This window comes from Streptomyces sp. NPDC005794, from assembly GCF_042871445.1.
Taxonomy (GTDB): domain Bacteria; phylum Actinomycetota; class Actinomycetes; order Streptomycetales; family Streptomycetaceae; genus Streptomyces.
The window spans coordinates 108,802-130,337 of the sequence record NZ_JBIAIN010000023.1 but is presented as its reverse complement, the minus strand read 5'-3'; the positions used below and the strand labels follow the sequence as shown (position 1 = coordinate 130,337).

19 protein-coding genes are annotated in these 21,536 nt (G+C 71.4%); 17 read left to right on the top strand and 2 right to left on the bottom strand.

All coding sequences use genetic code 11. The features are described from left to right. Window positions 1–69 precede the first annotated feature (69 nt). The 6 genes from ACFYQ5_RS30555 (at window position 70) to ACFYQ5_RS30530 (ending at window position 6,206) form a co-directional block, all read left to right on the top strand. Complete coding sequence (locus ACFYQ5_RS30555; protein ID WP_389202216.1) at window positions 70–357, top strand: hypothetical protein; 288 nt, start codon at window positions 70–72, stop codon at window positions 355–357. Between the two features lie 117 nt (window positions 358–474). After that, window positions 475–1,959 carry a hypothetical protein gene (locus tag ACFYQ5_RS30550; protein ID WP_389202214.1) on the top strand — a complete coding sequence of 495 codons (1,485 nt, stop codon included), beginning with the start codon at window positions 475–477 and terminating at the stop codon, window positions 1,957–1,959. Window positions 1,960–2,055: 96 nt separating this feature from the next. Continuing rightward, window positions 2,056–2,232, top strand: a complete 177-nt coding sequence (locus ACFYQ5_RS30545; RefSeq protein ID WP_389202212.1) for a hypothetical protein — start codon at window positions 2,056–2,058, stop codon at window positions 2,230–2,232. Between the two features lie 280 nt (window positions 2,233–2,512). Continuing rightward, entirely contained in the window at window positions 2,513–3,979 is a 1,467-nt protein-coding gene (locus ACFYQ5_RS30540; RefSeq protein ID WP_389202210.1) for an alkaline phosphatase PhoX, read from the top strand. A gap of 336 nt (window positions 3,980–4,315) precedes the next feature. Next, window positions 4,316–5,896, top strand: coding sequence for a TROVE domain-containing protein (locus tag ACFYQ5_RS30535; RefSeq protein ID WP_389202208.1), 1,581 nt, complete (start codon window positions 4,316–4,318; stop codon window positions 5,894–5,896). Window positions 5,897–5,975: 79 nt separating this feature from the next. Further along, window positions 5,976–6,206, top strand: coding sequence for a hypothetical protein (locus tag ACFYQ5_RS30530; protein ID WP_014156926.1), 231 nt, complete (start codon window positions 5,976–5,978; stop codon window positions 6,204–6,206). 111 nt (window positions 6,207–6,317) lie between these two features. Here the strand turns inward: ACFYQ5_RS30530 and ACFYQ5_RS30525 are convergent, their stop codons facing one another. After that, window positions 6,318–7,544, bottom strand: a complete 1,227-nt coding sequence (locus ACFYQ5_RS30525) for a TerD family protein (RefSeq protein WP_389202206.1) — start codon at window positions 7,542–7,544, stop codon at window positions 6,318–6,320. 234 nt (window positions 7,545–7,778) lie between these two features. Further along, complete coding sequence (locus ACFYQ5_RS30520) at window positions 7,779–8,588, bottom strand: NAD-dependent epimerase/dehydratase family protein (protein WP_389202204.1); 810 nt, start codon at window positions 8,586–8,588, stop codon at window positions 7,779–7,781. Window positions 8,589–8,927: 339 nt separating this feature from the next. Here ACFYQ5_RS30520 and ACFYQ5_RS30515 point away from each other — a divergent pair, with 339 nt between their 5' ends. The 11 genes from ACFYQ5_RS30515 to ACFYQ5_RS30465 all read left to right on the top strand — a co-directional run bounded on the left by ACFYQ5_RS30515 (window position 8,928) and on the right by ACFYQ5_RS30465 (window position 21,535). Beyond that, window positions 8,928–9,887 carry a 5-dehydro-4-deoxyglucarate dehydratase gene (locus ACFYQ5_RS30515; RefSeq protein ID WP_389202203.1) on the top strand — a complete coding sequence of 320 codons (960 nt, stop codon included), beginning with the start codon at window positions 8,928–8,930 and terminating at the stop codon, window positions 9,885–9,887. After that, entirely contained in the window at window positions 9,884–11,065 is a 1,182-nt protein-coding gene (locus ACFYQ5_RS30510; protein ID WP_389202202.1) for a hypothetical protein, read from the top strand. The genes ACFYQ5_RS30515 and ACFYQ5_RS30510 overlap by 4 nt, the downstream gene beginning before the upstream one ends. Before the next feature lie 233 nt (window positions 11,066–11,298). Beyond that, on the top strand, window positions 11,299–11,955 hold the full coding sequence (locus tag ACFYQ5_RS30505; RefSeq protein ID WP_389202200.1) for a GntR family transcriptional regulator: 657 nt from the start codon (window positions 11,299–11,301) through the stop codon (window positions 11,953–11,955). A gap of 50 nt (window positions 11,956–12,005) precedes the next feature. Further along, window positions 12,006–12,908, top strand: a complete 903-nt coding sequence (locus tag ACFYQ5_RS30500) for a dihydrodipicolinate synthase family protein (RefSeq protein WP_389202232.1) — start codon at window positions 12,006–12,008, stop codon at window positions 12,906–12,908. Next, on the top strand, window positions 12,905–14,650 hold the full coding sequence (gene araD / locus ACFYQ5_RS30495; protein WP_389202199.1) for an L-arabinonate dehydratase: 1,746 nt from the start codon (window positions 12,905–12,907) through the stop codon (window positions 14,648–14,650). Before ACFYQ5_RS30500 ends, araD begins: the two co-directional genes overlap by 4 nt. Before the next feature lie 122 nt (window positions 14,651–14,772). Then, on the top strand, window positions 14,773–15,711 hold the full coding sequence (locus ACFYQ5_RS30490) for a carbohydrate ABC transporter permease (protein ID WP_389202198.1): 939 nt from the start codon (window positions 14,773–14,775) through the stop codon (window positions 15,709–15,711). Next, on the top strand, window positions 15,708–16,625 hold the full coding sequence (locus ACFYQ5_RS30485; RefSeq protein WP_389202196.1) for a carbohydrate ABC transporter permease: 918 nt from the start codon (window positions 15,708–15,710) through the stop codon (window positions 16,623–16,625). The genes ACFYQ5_RS30490 and ACFYQ5_RS30485 overlap by 4 nt, the downstream gene beginning before the upstream one ends. Before the next feature lie 5 nt (window positions 16,626–16,630). Next, window positions 16,631–18,004: a polysaccharide lyase family 1 protein gene (locus ACFYQ5_RS30480; protein WP_389202195.1), complete on the top strand. Its 1,374-nt coding sequence runs from the start codon at window positions 16,631–16,633 to the stop codon at window positions 18,002–18,004. Beyond that, window positions 18,001–19,170: a Gfo/Idh/MocA family protein gene (locus ACFYQ5_RS30475; protein ID WP_389202193.1), complete on the top strand. Its 1,170-nt coding sequence runs from the start codon at window positions 18,001–18,003 to the stop codon at window positions 19,168–19,170. The genes ACFYQ5_RS30480 and ACFYQ5_RS30475 overlap by 4 nt, the downstream gene beginning before the upstream one ends. Then, window positions 19,167–19,991, top strand: a complete 825-nt coding sequence (locus ACFYQ5_RS30470) for a PmoA family protein (RefSeq protein ID WP_389202191.1) — start codon at window positions 19,167–19,169, stop codon at window positions 19,989–19,991. The genes ACFYQ5_RS30475 and ACFYQ5_RS30470 overlap by 4 nt, the downstream gene beginning before the upstream one ends. Beyond that, complete coding sequence (locus ACFYQ5_RS30465) at window positions 19,988–21,535, top strand: family 43 glycosylhydrolase (RefSeq protein WP_389202189.1); 1,548 nt, start codon at window positions 19,988–19,990, stop codon at window positions 21,533–21,535. Before ACFYQ5_RS30470 ends, ACFYQ5_RS30465 begins: the two co-directional genes overlap by 4 nt. Window position 21,536 lies beyond the last annotated feature (1 nt).

Below are 21,536 nucleotides of genomic sequence, written 5' to 3'. Positions count from 1 at the left end.
AAGCGCAGTTGACGTATGAGGGTGTGATCGAGGGCGAACCGCAGGGGTGCGCCCGGAGAGGATCGCACCATGCCGTCCGTACGGTTCGACTCCCGCCCCGACCTCACCCGTTCCGGTGTCGGCATCGTCAAGGTCAGTACCTGGGACGCCGGTACCCCGGACCGGCAGCTGGGCACCGTGTGCTCGACTACGCCGAGTGGGAGACCGCGCAGGCGCACATCGCCGCGCTCGCATCCGACGGTGAAGGCGTCGGAACCGCGACGCCCCAGTGGCAGCGGGGTACAGAGTCACCCGGGCATGACCGGCGGCGGCGTGCACCACTACAGCCCGGCGTTCAGCCTCGCGGCTGGACTGTAGCGGAACCGGGCGGCACGGGGCGAAATGCGTCTACGCTGGGACGGCGGCCCAGGCCCCGTACGCACCGGGCCGGCCCCTTTCGCACACAACTCGCGCATGCCCCGAGGAGACCCCCTGATGTCCGCAGAGCGCCCCTCCCTGCCGCCGGTGCGGCTGCACACCGAGGCCGAGCTGGCACGGGACGCGCTGGCCGCTCCATTGCTCGCCCGCGCCGCCCGCCTCGCCCGCTGGGCGGGCCCCGAAACCCGGGTGGGCGCCGGGGGCGAGCTCGTCGACGCGCAGCTGCCCGCTGCCGCCCAGCACCTCGGTCTCGGCGACGACGAGGACGGCGCGGCGTACGCGAGCGAGGCATGGCGCCTCGCCGTGGACACAGGGCTCGTCGACGTGGAGGACCCGCAGGCGGTCGGCGAGGGGGAGGCCGAGGCCGGGAACGACGACGCCGAGGGCACCGTCACGGCCGGTGAGAACCTGGCCCTGCTCACCTCCGGATCCCCGCAGGACGTCCTCGCGATCTGGCTCGACGGCCTGGAGGCCGTGCACGCGGACGCCACAGCCCCGGCCTTCGACGACTTCGCCGACCTCATCGGCGAGGACGGCAGCGTCGACTTCGACGCCCTGGACTGGGACCCGGAGGAGGAGGCCGAATTCCTCGACGGGGTGCTCGGCAACCTCTATCTGCTGACCCTTTCGGAGGCCGGCCCCGCCGACGGCCCCGTGCCGCTGCCCGCCCTCGCCGCGTCCGTGGTGGTGCCCGAGGACATGGGCGAGCCCACCGACGACGTCCTGGAGCAGGTGTCCGAGGCCATGATGCGGCTGGACGACCAGTTCCGGGTCCTCGAACCCATCGGGATCGTCGAATACCAGCCGGTGGACGAGACGTTGCTGACGGAGGAGGGCGAGGAGGCGACGCCGCCCGCCGACGACGAGGACCTCACCCGCTACGGCATGGTGAAGCTGACGCCGCTCGGCCTCTACGGAATCCGGGAGCGGATGCTGGAGGCCGGCGTGGACGCGCCCGCCGTCGGTGACCTCGCCGACAAGGGGGCCGACGCCCTTCTCGACGGCATCGCGTACTACCCCGAGGAGGCCGCGCGCACCGAAGTCGGTCTGTGGCTCGGCCGGCGCGGGGCGGACGGGGCGGAGTCCGCGGCGGCGGAACTCCTGGGCGCGGCGCGCGGCGACGACCGGCGCGCACCGCTGCGCAGGCTCCACTGCCAGCAGGCCCTCGCCCTGGCCGGGCCGGAGGCCGAGCCCGCGGTACGGGCGGTGCTCGGTGATCCTGAGCTCGGCGGGCTGGCGCGCGTCTGGCTCGCGGAGCGCGGCTCGGCGGACGTGCCGGCGCCGCCGGAGTCGATGATCTTCTGGCTCGCCGTGGACACGATCGCCGCGCAACTGGACGCCGACGGCGCCCTCGACGAGCTCCAAGGGCTGATCGAGGGCCTCTCCGACCAGCACAGCGGCTTCTTCGACGAGGTCTGGCGGGTCGACCACCCCGCGACCGCCGAGGTCCTGGAGGCGATGGGCCGCCTCCACAGTGACCGTGGCGCCGCGAAAGCCGCCCGCAAGGCGGCGTACAAGGCGCGGTCGCGGCAGAAGGACTGAGGCGCGCGGGCCGGCGGGGCCGCGGCGGAAGGCTGCTGCGGCCCGTCGGTCTCGAAGGGCGCGCTCACCGTCCTGCCGAAGACCCTCGCCCATGACGTGCTGCCCGGCCTGCGGGCCACGAAGGGCTGGACGCAGGAGAAGCTGGAAGGCCTGACCGTGGCCGGCAACGGCCACGTCTACGCCGTCACCGACAACGACGGACTGGACGACGCCACGGGCGAGACGGTCTTCCTCGACCTCGGAACCGCGCGCGAGGTCCTCGGCCGCGACTGACCGATTCGCGCGGCACGGACACGGCCGCCTCCACCTCTCGCGGTGGAGGCGGCTCCTGCCGTATCCGGTACCGAGCCGGACCGGCGCATTTCGGCCAGGCAAGGCCGGGTGAGGCCAGGTGAGGCCGATGGTGATCGAATTTTTGGGAGGGTTCCTCCTGGTACGGGGCGCGGGTTGAGGTAGCGGCCCCCGGTGCGCCGGGTGGCGTTCAGCTGGAGTTGGTGCGGAGGAGGGAACGTGATCGCGCCAGCCACTCGGTCACTTGCAGCAGGAGTCCGCGATGTCCTTCACCCGCAGGGAATTCACCAGATCGTCCGCCCTCACCGGCGCGGGCATCGCCCTCACCGGCGCCGTCGGGGCACTGGCGACCGCCCCCGGTGCGCTGGCCGCCGACGACGCACGGCACGAGCAGGGCAACGGGGACCACGGGAACGGGCACGGGCACGGCAAGGAGCTGGGCTACGGCCCGCTGATCGACGACCCGAAGGGCCTCCTCGCGCTGCCCGCCGGATTCTCGTACCGGGTCGTCACGCACAGCGGTGTCACCAAGCTGGAGAGCGGCGAGTTCACCCCCTCCAACCACGACGGCACGGCCGCCTTCGAAGGCCCCCGCGGTGTCACCCTCCTGGTCAACAACCACGAGCTGAGCGGCACCCGGGCCGGCTGGAAGTATCCGGTCCCGCTCACCGAGGGCCTCGTCTACGACCCGGTCGCGGCCGGCGGCTGCACGGTCGTGGAGACCCGCCGCGACGGCCGCACCGCCGAGTGGGTCGGCATCGCGGGTACGTCGACCAACTGCGCGGGCGGCAGCACGGAGTGGGGCACCTGGCTCACCTGCGAGGAGACCGAGGACAGGGCCGGCAAGAACGGTCTCCTCAAGGACCACGGCTACGTCTTCGAGGTCGACCCGTACGACAAGCGCGCCAACCGCGACCCGCGCCCCATCAAGGCGTTCGGCCGGTTCGCCCACGAGGCCGTCGTCATCGACCCCAAGCGCGGCCACGCCTACCTGACCGAGGACGCGTCCGGCCCCAACGGCCTGCTCTACCGCTGGGTCCCGCCGCACGGCTTCAAGCACGGCCGTGGCACGCTGCGCACCCTCGCCGACGACGCCGGTGTCCTCCAGGCCACCAAGTGCTTCGACAAGAAGGGCGCGTTCGTCGACGACCTGTCCCGCGCCACGGAGATCGGAACCGTGTACGGCGTGGACTGGGTCGACGTACCCGACCGTGACGCGAAGACCGTCTCCGTGCGCAAGCAGTTCACCGACAGCGAGGTCACCCGCGCCCGCAAGCTCGAGGGCATGTGGTGGGGCGACGGCGGCGCCTACTTCGTCTCCTCGTTCGCCCGCGGCGAGAGCCCCGTGGCCCACGACGGCCAGGTCTGGTTCTACGACCCCAAGCGCCGCACGATCACCCTCAAGGTCCTCCTCGGTGTCAACGCGGACCCCTCCGTGGACGGCGCCTTCGACGGTCCGGACAACATCACCGTGTCCCCGTACGGCGGCATCGTCATCTCCGAGGACGGCAACGGGATCCAGCACCTCTTCGGTGCCACCGACAGCGGCCGCACCTATCCGATCGCGCGCAACGACCTCAACAGCGGCACGGAGGACGACCCCTCCTACAGCGAGATCGCCGGGGTCACCTTCTCCCCGGACGGCAAGACGCTGTTCGCCAACATCCAGAACCCCGGCATCATGCTCGCCATCACGGGACCGTGGAAGCGCCAGCCGAACAAGCACTGACACCCGTATGCGCGGTGCGCGTGAGGGAAATCCCTTCGCGCGCCGCGCGGTTGTTCTCCTAGAGTCAGGGCCATGCACCTCCCGGTGCGAAGGCAGCGGCTACTTCCTTTCCCGAAACACGCCGCGGCCGTCCTGACCTCGGGAGGCACAAGCGCCGGGGTGCCCGGTGCGCAGGCGACGGATACTTCTCGGCTCCGACGGTTACGGGTTCGAATCCCGTCCGGCCACGGCCGGTAGCTCAATCGGACAGAGCATCGGACTAGCACCGTCGCCGACTTTGATCTCGGGCACCCCTTCTTCGCTGTGTTCTCCCTCCATGAATTCGGGGGAATTCACATGGCACGCTTCAACACCCGCTCCACCAGGCCCCGCGTCACCTCGCCCGTGCAGTCGACCGGGCACACCGCGCGCAACCACCAGGGCGGCCTGGGACATCTCCGGGACAGCCGCTCCGAGCTCTTTCTGCTGGCGGTCGCCAACTTCGTGTCCCAGGAGACCCACTACGAGGACGGCGAGGTACGCGACACCCGTTTCGCCACCCTGGTACGGACGCTCGCCGTCGAGGACCCGGAGTGGACGGCGGGGCTGCTGCACTGGCTGCGCCGCGAGGGGCAGATGCGTACGGCGTCGGTCGTCGGCGCCGCCGAGTACGTGAAGGCGCGGCTCGAGGCAGGCGCCGTGGACGGCCCGGCCAACCGGCAGGTCGTGGACTCCGTGCTGCTGCGCGCGGACGAGCCCGGTGAGCTGCTCGGATACTGGACCTCGCGGTACGGCCGCGCGGTGCCCAAGCCGGTCAAGCGCGGCATCGCCGACGCCGTACGCCGGCTCTACAGCGGCAAGGCGCTGCTGAAGTACGACACCGGGTCCAAGGGCTACCGCTTCGGCGACGTGCTCAACCTGGTGCACGCCGCGCCGGACCCCGGCAAGCCCTGGCAGGGCGATCTGTTCCGGTACGCCCTGGACCGCAGGCACCACCCCGAGGACGCCGTGCCGCCCGCGTCGAACCTCACCCTGAGTGCCCACCGGGCCCTGATGGCGGTGCCTGCCGCCGAGCGCCGCGCGGTGATCACCGAGCCGGGTGGCGCCGACCGGCTGTCCGAGGCGGGCATGACCTGGGAGGCGCTGGCGGGCTGGCTGCAGGGCCCGATGGACGCCGCGGCCTGGGAGGCCGTGATCCCGTCCATGGGCGCGATGGCGCTCGTGCGTAACCTGCGCAACTTCGACGAGGCGGGCGTCTCGGACGAGGTCGCCGCGGGGGCGGCGGCGAGGATCAGCGACCCGGAGGCCGTCGCCGCCTCGCGGCAGTTCCCCTTCCGCTACCTCGCCGCGTACCAGCACGCGCCGTCGCTGCGGTGGGCCTACCCGCTGGAGCAGGCGCTCGGGCACTCGCTCGGCAACGTTCCCGCGCTGCCCGGCCGCACCCTGGTCCTCGTCGACCGCTCCGGTTCGATGGGGGCGCCGCTCTCGGACCGCTCCCGGCTGAACCGGGCCGACGCGGCGGCCGCCTTCGGCGCGGCACTGGCGCTGCGGGCCGCCGACGCCGACCTGGTGCAGTTCGGTTCGAGCAGCGCGGCGGTGCCGTACCGCCGGGGCGAGTCCGTGCTGAGGATCATGGAACGCTTCGGCAACCTGGGCGGCACCAACACCGTGGAGGCCGTGCGCACCCACTACCGCGCGCACGACCGGGTGCTGATCGTCACCGACGAGCAGGCCTCGTTCACGTACTACGGCGACGCCACCGAGGGCATCCCGCCGACCGTGCCCGTGTACACCTGGAACCTCGCCGGGTACCGCGTCGGGCACGCGCCGTCGGGAAGCGAGAACCGCCACACCTTCGGAGGGCTTTCCGATGCGGCGTTCCGCATGGTGCCCTTGCTGGAAGCGGGCAGGAGCGCCGACTGGCCCTGGAACCGCTGATTACGAATGCGGCACTACTGCCCGCTACGGAGTGGCCGGGCATGGCGTCGGGCGCTTACAGGGCGCATACTCGACCGTAATGAAACAGTCAGCCGGTTCCCGGCGTCACCTGCCTTCCAGTCCCTTCAACCGCCCGGCCCAGGCGGCCCCACCGGTCGAATGCTTCGATGTGGGCGACAGGGTGTCGCACGACCAGTTCGGACTCGGCCGAGTCCTTGCTGTCGAGGGCGACAACGACGCAGTGCTCATCGACTTCTCGGGGCGACAGGGGAGGATCCTGAGCCCGTACTCCAAGCTGACCAAGCTCTGAGAGAGCGGACGAGCACGCACAGCGTCCCACCGGAGACTCTCCGGATCCGGGGCACCTGAGGGGGAGAACCCGCGGGTGCCCCGGAAGCCGTTCCCGGAGCGGGCGGTGGTGCTACAGGGCCTTCGCGGCAGGCTTGACCATGCCGCGGACGGTCCGTGACTTCACGAACTCGCCCATGCCGGTCATCTCCCACTCGCCGGAGAACTGCTTGATCAGCTTGGCCATCATCACGCCGGTCTGCGGCTCCGCGCCGGTGAGGTCGAAGCGGACCAGCTCCTCCCCGGTGGCCGCGTCGATCAGCCGGCAGTAGGCCTTGGCGACCTCGGTGAACTTCTGCCCGGTGAACGAGTTGACCGTGAAGACCAGGCCGGTGGCGTCAGCGGGGATCCGGCCGAGGTCCACGACGATCACCTCGTCGTCACCCGCCCCCTCGCCGGTGAGATTGTCGCCGGAGTGCTTGATCGCGCCGTTCAGGATGGAGAGCTTGCCGAAGTAGCAGCTGTCCAGGTGATTGCGGTTGGGGCCGAAGGCGATCACCGAGGCGTCGAGGTCGATGTCCTTGCCACGGAACGCGGGCTCCCAGCCGAGGCCCATCTTGACCTGCGAGAGCAGCGGCTTGCCGCCCTTGACCAGGGAGACCGTCTGGTTCTTCTGGAGGCTGACCCGGCCCTTGTCGAGGTTGATCTTGCCGGAGCCGGCGGCGGGGGCGGGAGATGCGGCGGGGGCCGGCGGGGCGATCCGGGGGTCGACGGGCGCGACCGCCGGGGGAGCGGCCGGCGGTGCGACGGGTGCGGCGACGGGCGGTGCGACAGGCGCGGGCGGCGCCGCCGCGGCGGGCTCCTCCACCGAGACGCCGAAGTCCGTGGCGATGCCGGCCAGCCCGTTGGCGTAGCCCTGGCCGACCGCGCGGGCCTTCCAGGCGCCGTTGCGCAGGTAGATCTCGATGACCACCAGTGCCGTCTCACCGCCCAGCTGCGGCGGGGTGAAGGTGGCGAGCGCGCTGCCGTCGTCCGCGTTGCGCACGGTGGCGGTGGGCTCGACGCCCTGGAAGGTCTGGCCCGCCGCGTCGGGGCTCGCCGTGACCACGATCTTCTCGATGCCCGGGGGGACCGCCGTGGTGTCCACCACGATCGCGTCGGGAGCGGACCCGCCGCCCGAGCGGTAGGTCACACCGGGGCCCGAGGGCTGGTTGTAGAAGATGAAGTCGTCGTCGGAGCGCACCTTGCCGTCGGCGGTGAGCAGCAGGCCCGAGACGTCGAGCCGCACCGGGGCGGCGACGTCCACCGCCACGCGGGCGGCGGAGAGAGGGATGTTCGAGCCGGGGGTCATTGCGGTCATGCACGGGGTAACGAACGACCCCGCTTTGCCGTTCCCTTACCTTCGCGGGCTTGCTCCGTGCGGCTCAGCGCCCGCCACGGGCCCGGTTGCGGGGGTGGTCGCGTGCGGTGCGCTCGTTGTCGTGCCGGTACGCGCCCGTCCAGCGCGCCTTGACCAGCCGGGCGTCGCCGGAGGTCACTTCGGCCAGGAAACTCCGTGCGGCGTCACCCGGATTCCGGGACGGGGCGCGAGGGCTCAGTAGGGCCAGATCGGCGGGTTCGTGACGAAGTGGCCGCCGAGGTGGGCGTGGTCGGGATTCTCCGGGTCCAGTTCGCCGTGCTCGGCGACGAGCTTGTCGGCGTACTGCTCGGAGTCGTCCTGCGGGTCGTAGCCGAGGGAGCGGGCCGTCGTCAGGTCCCACCACAGGCGGGTGTTGTCGGAGGAGCCGTAGACCACGGTGTGGCGCACGTCCTCGGCGGTGAGGGCCGCGTGGAAGAGGCGCGCGCCGTCCCCGGGGCTCATCCAGACGGACAGCATCCGTACCGACGTCGGCTCCTTGAAGCAGGAGCCGATGCGCACGGAGACGGTCTCCACGCCGTGCTTGTCCCAGTAGAACTGCGCGAGGTCCTCACCGAAGGACTTCGACAGGCCGTAGAAGGTGTCGGGCCGGCGGGGGGTGTCGACGGGGATCAGCGGGTCACCGGCGAGCGGGCGAGGGGTGTAGCCGATGGCGTGGTTGGAGGAGGCGAACACGACACGCCCGACGCCCTCTTCGCGCGCGGCCTCGTAGAGGTTGTAGGTGCCCTCGATGTTGGAGCGCAGGATCTTGTCGAACGAGGCCTCGAGGGAGATGCCGGCGAGGTGGATCACCGCGTCCACGCCCCGCATCGCTTCCCGCAGCGCGGCCTTGTCGCCGAGGTCGGCGATGACGGCGTCCGGTTCGCCCTCGACGGGGGCGACGTCGAAGAGCCGGAGGTCGTAGCCGTACGCGGGAAGCAGCCCCCGCATCAGGGTGCCGAGACCGCCGGCGGCGCCGGTGAGAAGGACGGTGCGGGGAGCTGGCATACGGGGATCTCCTCGGTGCGGGCGCAGGGCGCGGCGTGTGCGGACGGTGCGGTGCGGTGCTGTGCTGCGGGGGACCGGGCGTACGGAAGGCGCGTACGAGCGGCACGCGGATGTCACGCGACCGCCCGTTGAGGCAGCTTCAGGGACGGCATTCACATGCGTGGACAAGCTAAGAACTCGCGACGGACCGCGTCAAGTGCCGCTCGCTGTCGACCGGTCCGCCTCGGGTTGGACGTTCATGGCTTGACCGGTGCCGCGCGGCTGCCTTAGCGTGGCAGCGTTCATGAATATGGACGTCGATCATAATTGTGCACGCCTGAATCCGCTCAGGGAGCGCCCGTGACCTCAGCCCCTCTTGCCGCCCGACTCACCGATGTCGCCGGGCCGCTCTTCTTCCCCGTCACCGCCTACGGGCCGGACGGCGCCGTCGATCTCGACGTCTTCCGCGCGCACGTGCGCGCGGGCGTCGACGCCGGAGCCGCGGCCGTCTTCGCCTGCTGCGGCACGGGCGAGTTCCACGCCCTGTCCCCGGAGGAGTTCCAGCTCGTCGTCCGGGCGGCCGTCGAGGAGACCGCGGGGCAGGTACCCGTCGTCGCCGGCGCCGGCTACGGCACGGCGCTCGCGATCCAGTACGCGAAGCTCGCCGAGGAGGCGGGAGCGGACGGGCTCCTCGCCATGCCGCCCTACCTCGTCGTCGCCGGCCAGGAGGGGCTGCTGGCCCACTACGCCGCCCTCGCCGCCGCCACCTCCCTGGAGACGGTCGTCTACCAGCGGGACAACGCGATCTTCACCCCGGAGACCGTCGTCGCCCTGGCCCGGACCCCCGGGATCATCGGCCTCAAGGACGGCCACGGCGACCTCGACCTGATGCAGCGCATCGTCAGCGCCGTACGCACCGGACTGCCCGGCGAGGAGTTCCTGTACTTCAACGGGCTGCCCACCGCCGAGCTCACCGGGCTCGCCTACCGGGGCATCGGTGTCACGCTCTACTCCTCGGCCGTCTTCGCCTTCGCCCCCGACATCGCCCTGGCCTTCTACGGGGCGCTGGAATCCGGCGACGACGACCTGGTCAACGCACTGCTCGACCACTTCTACCGGCCGCTCGTCGAACTGCGGGCGAAGGGCCGCGGTTACGCGGTGGCGCTCGTGAAGGCGGCCGTCCGGCTCGAAGGCCTGGACGTCGGCCCGGTGCGCACCCCGCTCACCGACCTCCCGCCCGCGCACATCGCGGAACTGACCGCGATCATCGCGAACGGCCGTACGCTGCTGGAGAAGCACCGCACGGAGGAGGTGAAGTGAAGACCTCGGCCTTCCTGTACCCCTGGGACGTCGTGGGGGACCCGGATGCCGCCGGCCGCCTCGCCGGCCTCGGCGTCCAGCAGGTGACGCTCGCCTCCGCCTATCACTCCACCCGGGCCCTGACCCCCCGCCACCCGGACCGGCGGATCGTCACCGCCGAGCACGCGGCGGTGCTCTACCCGTCGGACGCCACACGCTGGGCGGGGCGTGCGCTGCGCCCCTACGCGCAGTCCTGGGTGGTGGGGGAGGACCCGTACGCCGAGGCGGCCGAGGCCCTGGCGGCCGTGGGCCTCCAGGTGCACTCCTGGGTGGTCCTCGCGCACAACTCCCGCATGGGTGCGGAGCATCCGGACACCTCCGTGGTCAACGCCTACGGCGACCGCTACCCCTGGGCGCCGTGCGTCGCGCAGCCCGCAGTCCAGGCGTATCTGGTGGACCTGGCGGCGGAGGCGGCCGTCCGCCCCGGGGCGTCGGGCACCGAGCTGGAGTCGCTCGGCTGGTACGGCTTCGCGCATCTGCACGCCCACGACAAGACCTCCGGGGTCGCCCTCGGGGACGCGGCGCAGTATCTGATGTCCCTCTGCTTCTGCGCCGACTGCGAGGCCGGTTACGCCTCCGTGGGGCTGGACGCCGGGGAACTGCGTGCCGCCGTGCGCCGTGCCCTGGAACCGGTCTGGGCCGGCTCCGGCTCCGGCGAGCGGGGCTGGGACGGTGTGGAGAAGCTCCTGGGCGCCGGCCTCGCCGACGCCACCCTGCGATGGCGCGGGCAGGTCGCCAGGGGCCTCCAGGAGGCCGCTGTCGCCGCCGTACGGGCCGCGGCGCGGGGGCGGGACTTCCAGGTCCTGCTGCACGCCGATCCCGCCCCCTACCGCACCGGCGCCAACGTGGGGGTGGACGCCGCCCACATCCTGTCCACGGCGGACGGTGTCGTGCTGCCCTGCACCGGCGGCGACGCCGCACGCGAGGCGGTGCTCGGGCCGTTCGAGGGGCTCTCCGGCGTGCTGGCGGCCAATTTCAACGTGGTGAGCGGTATGGGCGGCAGCCCCGGCACGTTGGAGCGGGACGCCGCGCACGCGGCCTCGCTCGGCGCGAACGAGCTGCGCCTGTACCACGCGGGGCTGGCCTCCGGGCCGGACCTGAGCACCGTCGCCGGCGCCCTCTCGGCCGTCGGCGGCTGATCCCGGAGCGCGTCCACGGCTGTTCGAGCGCAGGTCCCCGGCATGTCGCCGGGGGCCTGCGCCGTTCGCGCCCGAGTGTGCCGGGCCGCGTGGAGCCCTCCCCGGTTCCGTGTTCACGGAACTTCTTTTGCCAGAAGCGTTGACGAAACATTCCCACCGCTCTAGCTTCATCGCGTCGTACTTCGTACGTCATATATGAGACGCGATACGCGAGATGTGAGAGCTCTTCACCCATGACCTTTGCGCCTGCCCCGATTCCGTCCAGGACCCAGTACGTGCTGGAGGCGATCAAGCACGCGATCCTCACCGCGCAGCTGAGGCCGGGGCAGGCGCTCGTGGAGACCGAACTCGCCGCGCAGTTCGGGGTGTCGAAGACACCCGTACGCGAGGCGCTGAAGACGCTCGCCGGCACCGGGCTCGTGGTCATGAGCCAGTACAAGGGCGCCACCGTCCGGCTCGTCGACGCGACCATGGCCCGGGAGGTGTACGACGTGCGCCTGCTCCTCGAGCCGGAGGCACTGCGCCGCTCCATCACCCGCAAGGTCTCGCTGGAAGCGGCCCAGGAGGCCCTGGAGCGGGCCGACTCGGCGATCGACCAGGCGGGCAGATCGCTCGCCAACCGGGACTTCCACCGGGCCCTCTACCTCCCCTGCGGCAACCCGCTGCTCGCCCGGATGCTCGACGAGATCCGTGACCAGGCCGCACTCGTGTCGACCGTGGCCTGGTCGGCGAACCCGTCCTGGGAGCGTGAGGCGGCCGAGCACCGCGAGATCCTGCGGCTCGCCCTCTCCGACGACGCGACGGCTGCCGTAGGCGCTCTGCACGACCACATCGCATCGTTCGTACGCCGTGCCTTCCCCGACGACGAAGACGGGGGTGGCGCGGCGTGAACCATCAGCTGGAAACGGATCACCAGCACCTCGACGAAAGGCCAGTCCGCATGGACCTCTCCCCGCTGAAGGCGGCCCTCGCAGACGTTGTGGCGATCCCGGTGACCCCGTTCGCCGAGGACGGGAGCATCGACATCCCGGCCCACCGCGCGCTGCTGCGGCGGCTGCTCGACGGTGGCGTCCGCATCGTCACCCCCAACGGCAACACCGGTGAGTTCTACGCGCTCACCCCCGACGAGCGGCGCACCGTCACCGAGCTCACCATCGAGGAGGCGAACGGCCGCGCCACCGTCCTGGTGGGTGTCGGCCACGACGTGCCGACCGCCGTGGCCTCCGCCGAGCACGCCAGGGACGCCGGCGCCGAGATGGTCATGGTGCATCAGCCGGTGCACCCCTACGTCTCGCAGGACGGCTGGATCGACTACAACAGGGCCGTCGCCGAGGCCGTCCCCGAGCTCGGGGTCGTCCCCTACGTCCGTAACCCGCTGCTCGCCGGTGAGCGGCTCGCCGAGCTCGCCGACGCCTGTCCCAACGTCATCGGCGTGAAGTACGCCGTCCCGGACGCCGCCCGCTTCGGCGCGTTCGCCCGGGACGCCGGCCTGGAGCGGTTCGTATGGGTCGCGGGGCTCGCCGAGCTCTACGCCCCCTCCTACTTCGCCACCGGCGCCACCGGCTTCACCTCCGGACTCGTCAACATCGCCCCCGGTGTCTCGCTCGCCATGCTGGAGGCGCTGCGGGCGGGTGACTACCTCGCGGCGATGAAGGTCTGGGAGCAGATCCGCCGCTTCGAGGACCTGCGCGCCGAGCGGCAGTCCGCCAACAACGTGACGGTCGTCAAGGAGGCCCTGGCCTCGCTCGGGCTCTGCCGTCGCGACGTGCGCGCGCCGAGCCGGGCCCTCCCCGAGGAGCAGCGCGCCGAGGTCGCCGGCCTGATCGCGGGGTGGTCCGTATGACCGGCACCGGTACGGAAGGCCGCCGCGTCGCTCCCGAGGAGCTGCGCAGTCACCAGTGGTGGGGCACCGACGGGCTCCGCTCGTTCAGTCACCGGGCCCGCACCCGGCAGCTCGGCTACCTCCCCGAGGAGCACCTGGGCAAGCCGGTCATCGCGATCCTCAACACCTGGTCCGACATCAACCCCTGCCACGTCCATCTGCGCGACCGTGCGCAGGCGGTCAAGCGGGGCGTCTGGCAGGCGGGCGGCTTCCCGCTCGAGTTCCCGGTCTCCACGCTCTCGGAGACCTTCCAGAAGCCGACCCCGATGCTCTACCGGAACATGCTGGCGATGGAGACGGAGGAGCTGCTGCGCTCCTACCCCGTCGACGGAGCCGTTCTGCTGGGCGGCTGCGACAAGTCCACCCCCGCGCTGCTGATGGGCGCCGCGTCCGTCGACCTGCCGACGGTCTTCGTGCCCGCCGGGCCGATGCTGCCGGGTCACTGGCGCAACGAGGTCCTGGGCTCCGGCACGGACATGTGGAAGTACTGGGACGACAAGCGGGCCGGCCTGATCGGCGACTGCGAGATGGCCGAGCTGGAGAACGGGCTCGCCCGCTCGCCGGGCCACTGCATGACGATGGGCACCGCCTCGACCCTGACGGCCGCCGCCGAGGCGCTGGGCGTCACGGTGCCGGGTGCCTCGTCCATCCCGGCCGTGGACTCCGGTCACGACCGGATGGCGGCACAGTCCGGGATCCGGATCGTCGAGCTGGTGTGGCGACAGCTGAAGCTGTCGCAGATCCTCACGGCGGACGCCTACGAGGACGCGGTCGCCACCGTGCTCGCACTCGGCGGCTCCACCAACGCCGTCATCCACCTGATCGCGATGGCCGGCCGCTCCGGGGTGAAGCTCACCCTGGACGACTTCGACCGCATCGCGCGCACCGTGCCCGTCCTCGCCAACCTCCGCCCCGGCGGGAAGTACCTGATGGAGGACTTCCACTTCGCCGGAGGGCTGCCCGGGTTCCTGGCCCAGCTCACCGACGTACTCCACCTGGACCGTCCCACCGTCGCGCACGGCACGATGCGCGAACAGCTCGACGGGGCGCTCGTCCACAACACCGACGTCATCCGGGAGCGCGACAACCCGCTGGCGGAGGAGGGTGGTGTGGCCGTCCTGCGCGGCAACCTCTGCCCGGACGGCGCGGTCATCAAGCACATCGCCGCCGAGCCGCACCTGCTGCGTCACACCGGACCCGCGGTCGTCTTCGACGACTACAAGGAGATGCAGCGCACCATCAACGACCCGGCCCTGGCCCTCACCCCGGACCATGTGCTGGTGCTCCGTAACGCCGGCCCCAAGGGCGGCCCCGGCATGCCCGAGTACGGCATGCTGCCGATCCCGGACTACCTGCTGAAGCAGGGCGTACGGGACATGGTGCGGCTCTCCGACGCCCGGATGAGCGGCACCAGTTACGGGGCCTGTGTCCTGCACATCGCACCCGAGTCCTTCGTCGGCGGGCCCCTCGCCCTGGTCCGCACCGGTGACCTGATCACGCTGGACGTCGAGGCACGGCTGCTCCACCTCGACGTGTCCGATGAGGAACTGGAGCTCCGCAGGTCCGGCTGGACCGAGCCGCCCGCCCGCTACGGGCGCGGTTACGGGGCGCTCTACCAGGACCAGATCACCCAGGCCGACACCGGATGCGACTTCGCTTTCCTGGCACGGCAGGGAGAAGTTCCCGACCCCTACGCGGGCTGAACCGGGAGAAGAGAATTCCGCGCAACGCCTCGTCCGGGATACCGAACGGCATGCGGTAAGCGCTTGCATCATGCACCGAAAGAACGGCACATCCAGCACTTTCCAGAGATCGGAGACGCGTCATGGCCCAATCCGCAGCCGTGGCCACACCGCCCCCCAAGGGGAAGGCGTCCAAGCGCCGCTCGGCCACCCCCCGCCGCCTGCCGTATCTGCTGATCGCACCCGCGGGCCTGCTGATGCTGGGCTTCATCGCCTATCCGGTGGTCAGCGTCTTCTATTACAGCCTGCAGAACTACAACGTCACCAAGCCGTGGCGGAACGGCTTCGCCGGCTTCGACAACTTCACCAGGATCTTCACCGAGGACGAGCAGTTCTGGCCGACGCTCGGCTTCAGCGCCCAGTGGGTCTTCACCCAGGTGACCCTGCAGCTGGCGCTCGGCCTCGCCCTCGCGCTGATCGTCAACCAGACCTTCATCGGCCGCGGCATATCCCGCGCCATGGTCTTCTCGCCCTGGGCCGTCTCCGGGGTGCTGACCAGCACCATCTGGATCCTGCTCTACAACTCCTCGACCGGCTTCAGCCGCTACCTCGCGGACGCCGGGATCGGTGAGTACGGCACCTCGGTCCTCTCCGACACCGGGACCGTGTTCTGGGCGGCGACCATCTCCGAACTCTGGCGCGGAGTCCCCTTCTTCGCCATCCTCATCCTCGCCGACCTGCAGTCCGTCTCCAAGGAGCTGTACGAGGCGGCGTCGGTGGACGGCGCGGGCCGGATGCGGCAGTTCTTCCACATCACGCTCCCGCACCTGCGCGACGCGATCATCCTGGCCACCCTGCTGCGCGGGGTCTGGGAGTTCAACAACGTCGACCTGCTCTACACCCTCACCGGCGGCGGACCCGCGGGTGAGACCACCACCCTGCCCCTCTACGTCGCCAATACAGGCATCGAGGGCCACGACTTCGGATACGCCTCCGCGCTCACCACCGTCGCCTTCGTGATCCTCCTCTTCTGCTCGATCGTCTATCTGCGCCTGAGTAAGTTCGGAGGCGACAACAAGTGACTGCCGCACTCGTGGAGAAGAAGGACGCCCGCACGCCGGGACTGTCCAAGGGCAACGACCTCCCGCCGCCTTCCTCGCACCGCCGCACCAAGCGTGAGCGCGCCTTCGACGACGTACCGCGCTGGCAGATCTACGTGCCGCTCGGCATCTATCTGCTCTTCACGCTCATCCCGTTCTACTGGATGTTCCTCTTCGCCGTACGGCCCGCCGGCTCCACCTCGCTGGTGCCCTGGCCCATGACGGGGGACCACTTCTCCAAGGTCTGGAACGAGCGCAGCTTCGCGCTCTTCTTCCAGAACAGCATGATCGTCGGCGTCGCGACGCTGATCGCCACGACCCTCGTCGCGCTGGCCGGCGGCTACGCCCTGGCCCGGTTCGACTTCAAGATCAAGGGCGCCTTCATGCTGGCGCTGCTCTGCTCGCAGTTCATCCCGGGCGCGCTGATGCTCGTGCCGCTCTTCGAGATCTTCAAGAACCTCCAGATGATCAACTCCCTCGGGAGCGTCGTCATCGCGGAGACGGTCTTCCAGCTCCCCCTGTCGATCATCCTGATCAGCGGCTTCATCAAGAACGTGCCGGTCTCCCTCGAAGAGGCCGCCTGGGTGGACGGCTGCTCGCGCTTCAAGGCCTTCTGCGCAGTCGTCCTGCCGCTGCTGCGTCCCGGGCTGATCGCGGTCGGGTCGTTCGCCTTCGTCCACAGCTGGAACCACTTCCTGTTCGCCCTGATGTTCCTCAGCGAACAGGACAAGCAGACGATCCCGGTCGGCCTCAACACCCTGATCGGCGCCGACAGCGTCGACCTGGGGGCGCTGGCCGCGGGCGGTGTCATCGCCGCCGTGCCCGTGGTGATCGTCTTCGCCTTCATCCAGAAGTGGCTCATCACCGGCTTCAGCGCCGGCGCCGTGAAGGGATGACGCACATGACCTGGAAGCTCCGCCCCCGCACGACGCGCCGCGCCGCCGCCGCACTCGCCCTGCTGCTGGGCAGCCTGGCCCTCCAGCCGGGCGCCCGAGCGGCCACCGCGTCGCCGGACACGGCACCGGAGCCGGCCACCGCGCCCGGCGGGGACCTCGGCCGCGATCTCGGCCGGGAGGTGCTCGCCGACAACGACGGCTGGGCCGCGGAAGGCGCGGGAACGACCGGAGGCTCGGCCGCGGACGAGGACCACGTCCTCACCGTGCGCAACCGGGCCCAGCTCGTCGCGGCGCTCGACGGCGGCAGCTCCGTCCCCAAGATCATCCGGGTGGCGGGCACGATCGACGCCAACACCGACGACCGGGGGCGGCGGCTGGACTGCGCCGACTACGCCACCGACGGCTACGAGCTCGATGCCTACCTGGCCGCCTACGACCCCCGTACCTGGGGCGGCGCCAAGCCGGCCGGACCGCAGGAGGACGCCCGCAAGGCGTCCGCCGCCCGACAGGCCGAACGGGTCGAACTGCTCGTCGGATCGAACACCACGATCGTCGGCAGCGGCACGGGCGCCGTGCTCAAGGGCGCGAGCCTCCAGGTCAAGGACGCCGAGAACGTCATCATCCGTAACCTCGAACTCCGCGACGCCTACGACTGCTTCCCCGCCTGGCAGCCCAACACCGGTGGCCTCGGCGACTGGAAGACCGCGTACGACACGCTGTGGCTGCGCGGCGCCACCCACGTCTGGATCGACCACGTCACCGCGAGCGACAAGGGCCACCCGGACGACCGGGAGCCCACCTACTTCGGGCGCAACTACCTGCGCCACGACGGGCTCCTCGACATCACCAACGGCTCCGACCTCGTCACCGTCTCCTGGAGCCGTTTCACCGACCACGACAAGGCGATGCTCATCGGTAACGGCGACGGCGTGACCAGCGACCGGGGCAAGCTCCGCGTCACCCTGCACCACAACGAGTTCCACTCCGTCGTGCAGCGTGCGCCCCGGGTCCGCTTCGGCCAGGTCCACCTCTACAACAACCGTTACGTCGTTCCCGAGGACGGCGACTACCGCTACTCCCTCGGCATCTCCACCGAGTCCCGGATCGTGGCCGAGAACAACGCGTTCGAGACCCCCGGCCACGTCGAGGCCGCCGACCTGCTGAAGAGCTGGAACGGCAGCGCCCTCACCCAGCGCGGCACCGTGTTCAACGGCTTCCCCGTCGACCTGGTCCCCCTCTACAACGCCTACAACTCGGGCAGCGAGACCGACCTGGCCGCCGACACCGGCTGGACCCCCGCCCTGCACGGCCCCGTCGACAGCGCCGAGAAGGCCGCCGCCGAGGTCGCCCGCGAGGCCGGAGCGGGGAGGGCCGGATGAGCACGACACCGCTGCCCGTCGTCCTGGCCGGCGCCCGCGGTCACGGCCGCTGGCACCTCGCCAACCTCCGCCGCCTCCAGAACCAGGGCCTCGTCAGACTGGCCGGGATCTGTGAACTGAACCCGCTGACCGACGGTGAACTCGAGATGTTCGCCGGCGAGATGCCCGAGCAGTCCGCCGACTTCGGGGCTCTCCTGGACTCCACCGGCGCGCGCGCCGCCATCATCTGCACTCCCATCCCGACGCACACCACGCTGGCCCTGACGGCAGCGGCCCGGGGCGTCCACCTCCTCCTGGAGAAGCCGCCCGCCGCGACCTGGGCCGACTACGCCCGGATGGCCGAAGGCGTACGGGAGGCGGGCATCGCCTGCCAGGTCGGCTTCCAGTCCTTCGGCTCGCACGCCGTGCCGGCCATCAAGGACCTCGTCCGCTCCGGAGCGATCGGCACCGTACGGGGCATCGGCGCCGCCGGTGCCTGGGTCCGCGACGACGTCTACTTCCGGCGGGCGCCGTGGGCCGGACGCCGCAGGATGGGCGGGACCGACGTGGTCGACGGGGTACTCACCAACCCACTGGCCCACGCCGTCGCCACGGCACTGGAACTGGCCGGCCGGGGAACGGCCGAGGACGTCGCGTCCATCGAGACCGAGCTGTTCCGGGCCCACGACATCGAGTCCGACGACACCAGCTGCGTCCGCGTCACCACCACCGGCGGGCTGCCGGTGACCGTCGCCGTCACCCTCTGCGCGGAGGAGGCGGGCGAGCCGTACGTGATCGTCCACGGCGACCGCGGCCGCATCACCTTCTGGTACAAGCAGGACCGGGTCCTCGTCCAGCGCGCCGGGCACGGCCCCGAGGAGGCCGTGCACGGGCGGACCGACCTCCTGGAGAACCTCGTCGACCACCTGGAGCACGGCACCGCGCTCCTCGTACCGCCGGAGCGCACCGGCGCGTTCATGCGGGTCCTCGAAGCCGTACGCACCGCCCCCGAGCCCACCGCACTGCCCGCCACCGTCTGGCACACCCGGCCCGCCGACCAGGGCGACGGTGTGCGGCGCATCGTCCGCGGCATCGACGGCACGGTCGCCGCCGCTGCCGACACCCTCAGCCTCTACTCCGAACTAGGCGCCTCCTGGGCGCGACCCAGCGAGGTGAGCACACCATGACCACCGCACTCCTCAGCTGCGCCGGACGCCCCGTCGGCCGCTACGTCTACGGGCCGGAGACGGGCGGCCGGCCCTACCTCCACCCCGTCACCACCCTCGCCGGCACCCTCGTCACGGAGGAGCGCCCCGCCGACCACATCCACCACCTGGGCGCCTCCGTCGCGGTGCCCGACGTGTCCGGACACAACTTCTGGGGCGGGCGCACCTACGTCCGCGACCAGGGGCCCACCGAGCTCGACAACCACGGGGTCCAGCGCCACCTCGGCTGGAAGCTCCGCGACCCGGACGGTTTCGTGGAGGAGCTCAGCTGGGAGGCCGACGGCGCCGAGCTGCTGCGCGAGCACCGCACCGTCGCCGCGGCCGAACTCTCCGACACCGCCTGGGCGCTGGACCTCTCCTTCTCCCTCACCAACCGAGGCGGAACGGACCTCTCCATCGGCAGCCCCGCCACCAACGGCCGCCCCGGCGCCGGATACGGCGGCTTCTTCTGGCGTGCCCCCAAGGAGAGCGCCCCGCCCGCCGTGTTCAGCGGAACGCTCGACGGTGAGGAGGCCGTGCACGGCAGGACCGCCGACTGGCTCGCCCTCGCCGGGGACGGCTGGACGCTCGTCTTCGCCGGCGCGACCGACGAGACCCGGCGCGACCCGTGGTTCGTACGGACCACCGAATACCCGGGCGTCGGCTCCTCCCTCGCCGCGGACCGCAGGCTTCCCGTCGCCGCCGGAGCCACCGTCGTACGCAGGGTCGTCACCGTCGTCGCCGACGGACGCCTCGACCGGGCCGCCGCGGCCGCCCACGTCCGCAAGGCGGTCTCCGCATGACGATGCCCTGGACAGCCGACCTCGGGGACGGCACCTACCGCAACCCGGTCCTGAACGCCGACTGGTCCGACCCGGACGTCGTGCGCGTCGGCGACGACTACTACCTCACCGCGTCCAGCTTCGGCCGCGTCCCCGGACTGCCCCTGCTGCACTCCCGCGACCTCGTCAACTGGACGCTCGTCGGCCACGCCCTCGAACGGCTCGGCCCGGACGCCGACTTCGCCGTGCCCCGCCACGACTGCGGGGTGTGGGCGCCCTCGCTGCGCCACCACGCCGGACGCTTCTGGATCTTCTGGGGCGACCCCGACCACGGCATCCAGCAGATCAACGCCGAGGACATCCGCGGCCCCTGGAGCGCCCCGCACCTCGTCAAGTCGGGCAAGGGCCTGATCGACGCCTGTCCCCTGTGGGACGAGGAGACCGGGGAGGCCTACCTGGTGCACGCCTGGGCGAAGTCCCGCTCCGGCATCAAGAACCGGCTCACCGGCCACCGGATGAGCCCCGACGGACGTGAACTCCTCGACGAGGGCACGACCCTGATCGACGCCGACACGATCCCGGGCTGGTTCACCCTCGAAGGCCCCAAGCTCTACCGGCACGACGGCTACTTCTGGATCTTCGCCCCGGCCGGGGGAGTGGAGACCGGCTGGCAGGGCGCCTTCCGCTCGCGGACGTTCGACGGCCCCTACGAACAGCGGGTCGTCCTCGCCCAGGGCAGCACCGAGGTCAACGGACCCCACCAGGGCGGCTGGGTCCGGACGGCCGCCGGTGAGGACTGGTTCCTGCACTTCCAGGCCCGTGGGGCGTACGGCCGCGTCGTCCACCTCCAGCCGATGCGCTGGGACGGCGGCTGGCCGGTCATCGGCGACGAGGGCGAACCCGTCCTCACGCACCGCAGGCCCGAGGCCCCGGAGCAGGCCGTCGAGGCCCCGGCCTCCAGCGACGACTTCCCCGGCGGGCGCCACGGCCGCCAGTGGCAGTGGACGGCCAACCCCCGGCCGGGCTGGACGGTCGGCCACGCCGGCGACGGGCTGCGGCTCAGCTGCGTACGGACCGCGTACGCGCATGATCTGCGCGCCCTGCCCAACGTCCTGGTGCAGCGGCTGCCCGCCGAGGAGTTCACCGTCGAGGTGGGCATCACGCTCGCCACCGACGAACCGGGGGCAAAGGCCGGGCTCGCCGTCCTCGGCGACGCCTTCTCGTGGATCGGTCTGGAGGCCGGGCCCGACGGGAGGACCCGGCTCGTGCACCGGTACGCCGAGACCGTCGCCGAGCACGAGCGGGACGCCGAACACCCCCGCCCCGCCCCCGGGGCCTCCGCCCGCGTCCGGATCGAGGTCACCCGGGGCGCCCGCTGCCGCTTCTACGCCGACACCGGCGACGGGGCCGGTTTCCGGGCCTCCGGCCAGGTCTTCGCCGCCACCCCCTGGCGCTGGGTCGGCGCGCTGCTGGGACTCTTCGCCACCGCACCGGCCGGCAACGGGCCCTCCGGAACAGCCGGTTTCACCGCATTCCGCACCACCGGAAGACCACGCAGGACCTGAC